General features: G+C 51.3%; 1 pseudogene. It reads left to right on the top strand.

Annotation, left to right across the window (positions count from 1 at the left end):
* Nucleotides 1-440: pseudogene (locus tag Abci_RS14270) on the top strand (IS5/IS1182 family transposase); the annotation flags it as partial.
* Between the last annotated feature and the right edge of the window lie 156 nt (nucleotides 441-596).

Raw genomic sequence — 596 nt, 5'->3', positions numbered from 1 at the left:
TTGCGCTCCCGGTACAAGATCATGTTTCCATCGACCGGAAGTTCAGGTTAATTTGGAGCGACAGATGCCGCGGCCAGCGATGGTGCGCGATTGAGAGAAGGCCTGCTCGAACGCAGCAGTACCGCGTCTGATGTCTGGGCCGCACCGCCTATCGCTCAAAAGCCAATGAAGCCTTCATGTAAAAGAACGGCTTTGTCTCCAGGGTTCATAGGAAAAAGCCGCATATCAAGCCTATGCCCTGTCATGTCCAGCAATCTAATGCGGGCAAGTCCGTTATCCGGTCTCGCGTTGAGCATGTCTTTGCCGATCAGAAATCACAGATGGGATTGTTCATACACACCGTCGGTATCACACGGACCACCATGAAAATTGGGCTGGCTAACATCGTCTACAACATGCGCAGCTTTATCTTCCTGGAGCGGATCAGTGCGACCGCGTAGCAGTTCAGCGCGGGTAATATCTTCTCACGGATTAAAACGCAGAGAAAAAGTTACCCTGACAACCATCAACCAAAACATCATAGCCCCGAAATCAGAAAACAGGAATTCAACAAAACGGCTCTTCGGCGGATTCAACCGGTCGTCGCAACACCTTCG

Source organism: Acetobacter cibinongensis (assembly GCF_000963925.1).
GTDB lineage: Bacteria > Pseudomonadota > Alphaproteobacteria > Acetobacterales > Acetobacteraceae > Acetobacter > Acetobacter cibinongensis.
Note: the sequence above shows the minus strand (reverse complement) of the source record. Positions and strands in the feature narration are given on the sequence as shown.